This window comes from Draconibacterium sp. (assembly GCF_041583095.1).
GTDB lineage: Bacteria > Bacteroidota > Bacteroidia > Bacteroidales > Prolixibacteraceae > Draconibacterium.
This window is the reverse complement of the sequence record NZ_JBFHGM010000355.1, coordinates 1-4384: the sequence shown is the minus strand read 5'-3', so window position 1 is coordinate 4384 and position 4384 is coordinate 1. Positions and strand designations below refer to the sequence as shown.

Sequence of the window (4384 nt, the reverse complement as noted above, 5' to 3'; positions counted from 1 at the left end):
CACCAAAATAGAACTTTTTTCAATTTTTTTCAAAAAAGGGGGGTTACCTTTTTCTACTTATCAGAATATATTAGTGAATGTGTGTTTAAAAGTTTAACGAATTAATTTATTATACGATGAAAAGAGTACAGTTTGAATCAACAGAAAATACTTTCGAAGTTTTTGGTTTTGAAGTAATCAACGAAAAAGCAATGAGCGAAGTTCGTGGTGGTGGAACTCCAAATTCAAGAGATAAAGACATTTATGATTTTGATGAATAATCATTAAAAAAAGTATTTACTGTTAAGATTATAAGATATGAAAGTTATAGCAAATTTTTTCACAGAGAGCAATAGTGATTTTGAAGTATTATCTAATGACGCGATGAACGAGGTTCGCGGCGGAGGAACACCAAAATCAAGAGATAAAGATATTTACGATTTCGAAGAAGAATAAGCCTAAAAAATTTAAACAATGAAAGCTATAACTATGATATCACAATACAATTCAGACAATTTTGATTTTGAAGTTCTATCTCAAGAAGAACTAAATGAAGTTAGAGGTGGAGGAACACCAAATTCAAGAGATAAAGATATTTATGATTTTGAAGAAGAATAGCCTATATACAGAACCAATTGAGTTGTTAGTACAGGGGTTAAAACAAGGACGGTTTTAACCCTTTTTTTATGTCCTTATTTTTCCTTTCCCTCAAATAGCCTGTAATTATTATACTTACATTTTAGAGCCCCGTTAAATAAATCGATTCGTTGCGACGGTTTTAGCCCAACAAACTTTAAGCTATCTATCGAAGAGCTTAAGATCCAGGCGCTGTTTCCTGCATACTGGTGTTTTAAACGCTCTCCAATCATTGAATAAAGACCATCAAGGTCGTTTTCCTTTAGTCTCTCTCCATATGGAGGATTTGTTACTATGGTTGCGTTACTCAAATCAATATCCAGATTTTTAAAATCGGTACAGGCAAATTGTATTTTATTAAACACTAAAGCACGCCGGGCATTGGTTTGCGCATTTAGCAAATTACTTCCCGAAATATCCGAAGCATAAATTTTATGTCTGAATTCTCGTTTTTCAACCGGTTCTGTAACTTTTTCCCAAAGCAAAGGATCAAAATCATTCCAGAGTTGAAAGGCAAATTCTTTTCGGAATTTGGCAGCAGGAATGTTTTGTGCGATCATAGCCGCTTCAATGGGGATAGTGCCCGAACCACACATGGGATCCATAAAATCCGAATTTCCAAGCCAGCCAGTGAGATAGATCATTCCGGCAGCAAGGACTTCGTTTAATGGTGCGTCTCCCTGTTTTACCCGATATCCTCTTTTATGAAGAGATTCTCCCGAGCTATCAATCGATAATGTACAGTTATCCTGGAAAATATGAACATTTATAATAATATCCGGATTATCTGTGTCAACACTGGGCCGTTTTCCAAAATTCTCACGAAAATAATCGGCAATGGCATCTTTTACTTTAAGTGAAGCAAACATTGAGTTTCTGAAATCGCGTGAGTTAACAACAACACTGTTAATCACAAAATTCTGATCGACACTAAAATAGTTTTGCCACTTTATTCTTTTGCACTTTAAGTAAAACTGATCGACAGTTTTAAAATTAAAATGTTCAATCTCTTTTAAAATGCGTAAAGCCGTACGAAGGTTATAGTTCGATTTATAGATCAGTTCAAGATCTCCGTCATAAAATACGGCACGTTTCCCGCGTCGAACGTTTTTTCCGCCAATACGCTTCACTTCTTTGGCCAAAACATCTTCCAACCCGGAAAAGGTTTTAGCGATTAATTTATACTCTTTCAATGATTTGATTTTTTGTTTTTAAATACCTGCTCCGTCCATAAAAGGAATATCTCTCGGGCGTTTTTGCACTACACGAGAATTGGCCGGCAGATCGCTGGTTACCCACACATTACCTCCGATAACAGAATTTTCGCCAATTGTTACACGGCCAAGAATGGTTGCACCTGCATAAATAACTACGTTGTTTTCCAGTATCGGGTGACGAGGAATTCCTTTAATCGGGTTCCCATTATCGTCGAGCGGAAAACTTTTTGCTCCTAATGTAACTCCCTGGTATATTTTTACATTATCGCCAATAATACATGTCGATCCAATAACAACTCCCGTACCGTGGTCGATCGTAAAACTTTCGCCAATTTGAGCACGCGGATGAATATCAATTCCGGTTTCGCTGTGTGCCATTTCGGTAATAAAACGCGGGATAAGCGGAACATCCAGTTCCAGCAGTTTGTGCGCAATACGGTAATTGGTAATTGCACGGATTCCCGGATAGCTAAAAATAACTTCTCCAAAGTTCTTTGCTGCCGGGTCATTTAAAAATGTAGCTTCAACATCGGCCACTAATCTTCGTCTGATCTCCGGAAGAAACTCAATAAAGGCAACCGCTTTTTCCTGTGCAGGATTTTTATGCTTCTCAATTCGGAGTTCTGACTCATCGGTACATTCAAAACACAAGCCAGCTAAAATTTCACCGGTAAGCATTTCGAGCAATTCATCAACATAAACCCCCATATAGTGAGGAGTTATAGATGTTTTTAAAGTGGTTGTTCCAAAATAGCCGGGGAAAAGTATCTCGCGAACCAGATTAATTATTCGTTTCAGTTTTTTATTCGATGGAAGAGGTTCTCCCATCATATGTTTATGACAAACCAATTTGTACGACTCCGGGTTACTTAACTTGGAAACTGTTTCTAAAATCTTTTGGTCAACGGTATTACTTGTCATGTTGTTGAATTATATTACAAAACTAATTACAATCATTTAAGAATTGTAACATATAACGTATAAAAGAAGCTACTTGTTGAAGGTTTTTAATCTAAACTTGAGATAACTTTAATGGCAGCTTTTTTCCGCTCTTCGTAATTTCCCTTTATTGTATGAAAAGGGAAGTGGTAATTTTTCAATTCCCGGATGTAAGTCTGTTGAAGTTTTTCACGATCAGCACCACCATTTTCGCGAACAGGATCGGGTACCCAGGGCAAATCGGTATCGCATACTAAAAAAGTGTCAATACGGGTTTCTTTTATCGCCTGATCGATCCACGCAGGAACTTTCCCGTAAACAACATCCAGCCAGATTTTAGTGATCAGAAGCCAGGTATCCAGAATGATTAGTGGCGGTTCCTGCGAAAGCATTTCGTTGTATTGTTCAATTTGCTTTTTCGCTATCACAATAACATCATCGTAGGTGTACGAGCGATGTAATTGTTCTACATAACTTCTTGCAAATTCGGGCACAAAAGGCACATTGTAGTGCGTTGCCAAGGCTCTGGCAAGTGTACTTTTTCCGGTAGATTCGGCTCCGGTAATGGCAATTATTTTAGTTCTTTGCTTCAAAACTTTTCAGGTCTTTTTTCCACTCAAGATAGCCCAGAAGAGCCATAACGGTGTATACAATAAATAAAATAACAGTTGCCCACAAACCTTTATACACGTACAATCCAGCCGAAAATGCATCGATAAATATCCAAAGCAGCCAGTGTTCGATGTATTTTCGGGCAAGCATCCAGGTGGCAACAATACTTAGTGCCGTTGTAACTGAATCCATATGTGGAACATCGGAATTGGTATAATTGCTTAAAATAAAAAGGAGTAGGGCATAAAGGGCGATTGAAACCACTGCCAACTTCAACCACAGAATTTTTCGTGTGGTTTTAACTGCAACTTTTTTTTCGTTTTGTTTTTTACCCGAAAGCCAAAAATACCATCCGTAAATACTAATTACAACATAATAGGCCTGAAGTCCCATATCCGCATATAAGCGGGCATCGAAAAATACAACTACATAAAGTGCCGAAGTTAATAACCCGGTTGGCCACGTTAAAATGTGTTGTTTTATGGAAAAGAAAATGTAAACTAAACCAAGAATGGCTCCCAGTATTTCAATATAATTACCTAAGAGCCATTCCAAAACTATATCAGTCATAAAATTTAATCAACTGTATCAACTGTAACTAAGAGCGCTGCATATTTATCCTGGTTATCAAAAACCTCAAGAGCTTTTAAAATAGCATCGTCATCTTCGTTCAAAATTTTATACATGTCGTTTCTGGAGTACACATCGCGGGCGATCAAAGCTTTGAGTTCGCGCTTAAGCTCATCTTTAAGGTATGATAAACTTTCTTCGTCTTTCTCAATTCCTTCCTCAATACCACTGGCAACAATTTGCTCAATGTTCTCTTCCGAGATTTCGAATTTGTCATTGAACCTGTCAAAGTCAGGGTATTGTTTGGCCATATCTTCACGATGAAGATCAACATAATCTAAAACAAAATTGTAGGTAACCCGCTTTCTTCTCAGGTTATTAATGTAGGCATAATGCGAAGATGTGTCCATCGGAACAAAAATATCAGGCAT

The 4384-nt window shown here is 37.3% G+C and carries 7 protein-coding genes and 1 pseudogene; 3 read left to right on the top strand and 5 right to left on the bottom strand.

What is annotated here, in order from left to right:
- Positions 1 to 116: 116 nt before the first annotated feature.
- The 3 genes from ABZB17_RS20905 to ABZB17_RS20895 are packed head-to-tail and all read left to right on the top strand — an operon-like array spanning position 117 to position 597.
- Positions 117 to 260, top strand: a complete 144-nt coding sequence (locus ABZB17_RS20905) for a hypothetical protein (protein ID WP_163323487.1) — start codon at positions 117 to 119, stop codon at positions 258 to 260.
- Positions 261 to 297: 37 nt separating this feature from the next.
- Complete coding sequence (locus tag ABZB17_RS20900) at positions 298 to 435, top strand: hypothetical protein (protein WP_163323486.1); 138 nt, start codon at positions 298 to 300, stop codon at positions 433 to 435.
- A gap of 18 nt (positions 436 to 453) precedes the next feature.
- Positions 454 to 597: a hypothetical protein gene (locus ABZB17_RS20895; protein ID WP_163323485.1), complete on the top strand. Its 144-nt coding sequence runs from the start codon at positions 454 to 456 to the stop codon at positions 595 to 597.
- Positions 598 to 671: 74 nt separating this feature from the next.
- On the opposite strand, the gene ABZB17_RS20890 is transcribed toward ABZB17_RS20895, so the two are convergent.
- The 5 genes and pseudogenes from ABZB17_RS20890 to ABZB17_RS20870 all read right to left on the bottom strand — a co-directional run.
- Positions 672 to 1808 (bottom strand): class I SAM-dependent RNA methyltransferase, encoded by a 1137-nt coding sequence (locus ABZB17_RS20890; protein WP_372653292.1) that lies wholly within the window; start codon positions 1806 to 1808, stop codon positions 672 to 674.
- Positions 1809 to 1826: 18 nt separating this feature from the next.
- A complete protein-coding gene (epsC, locus tag ABZB17_RS20885; protein ID WP_372653290.1) occupies positions 1827 to 2753 on the bottom strand; it encodes a serine O-acetyltransferase EpsC in 927 nt (308 codons plus the stop codon).
- An 86-nt stretch (positions 2754 to 2839) separates the two neighbouring features.
- On the bottom strand, positions 2840 to 3364 hold the full coding sequence (locus ABZB17_RS20880) for an AAA family ATPase (protein WP_372653288.1): 525 nt from the start codon (positions 3362 to 3364) through the stop codon (positions 2840 to 2842).
- Positions 3348 to 3953 (bottom strand): nicotinamide riboside transporter PnuC, encoded by a 606-nt coding sequence (gene pnuC, locus ABZB17_RS20875; protein ID WP_045029614.1) that lies wholly within the window; start codon positions 3951 to 3953, stop codon positions 3348 to 3350. The genes ABZB17_RS20880 and pnuC overlap by 17 nt, the downstream gene beginning before the upstream one ends.
- A gap of 5 nt (positions 3954 to 3958) precedes the next feature.
- Positions 3959 to 4384, bottom strand: a pseudogene (locus ABZB17_RS20870) (hypothetical protein); the annotation flags it as partial.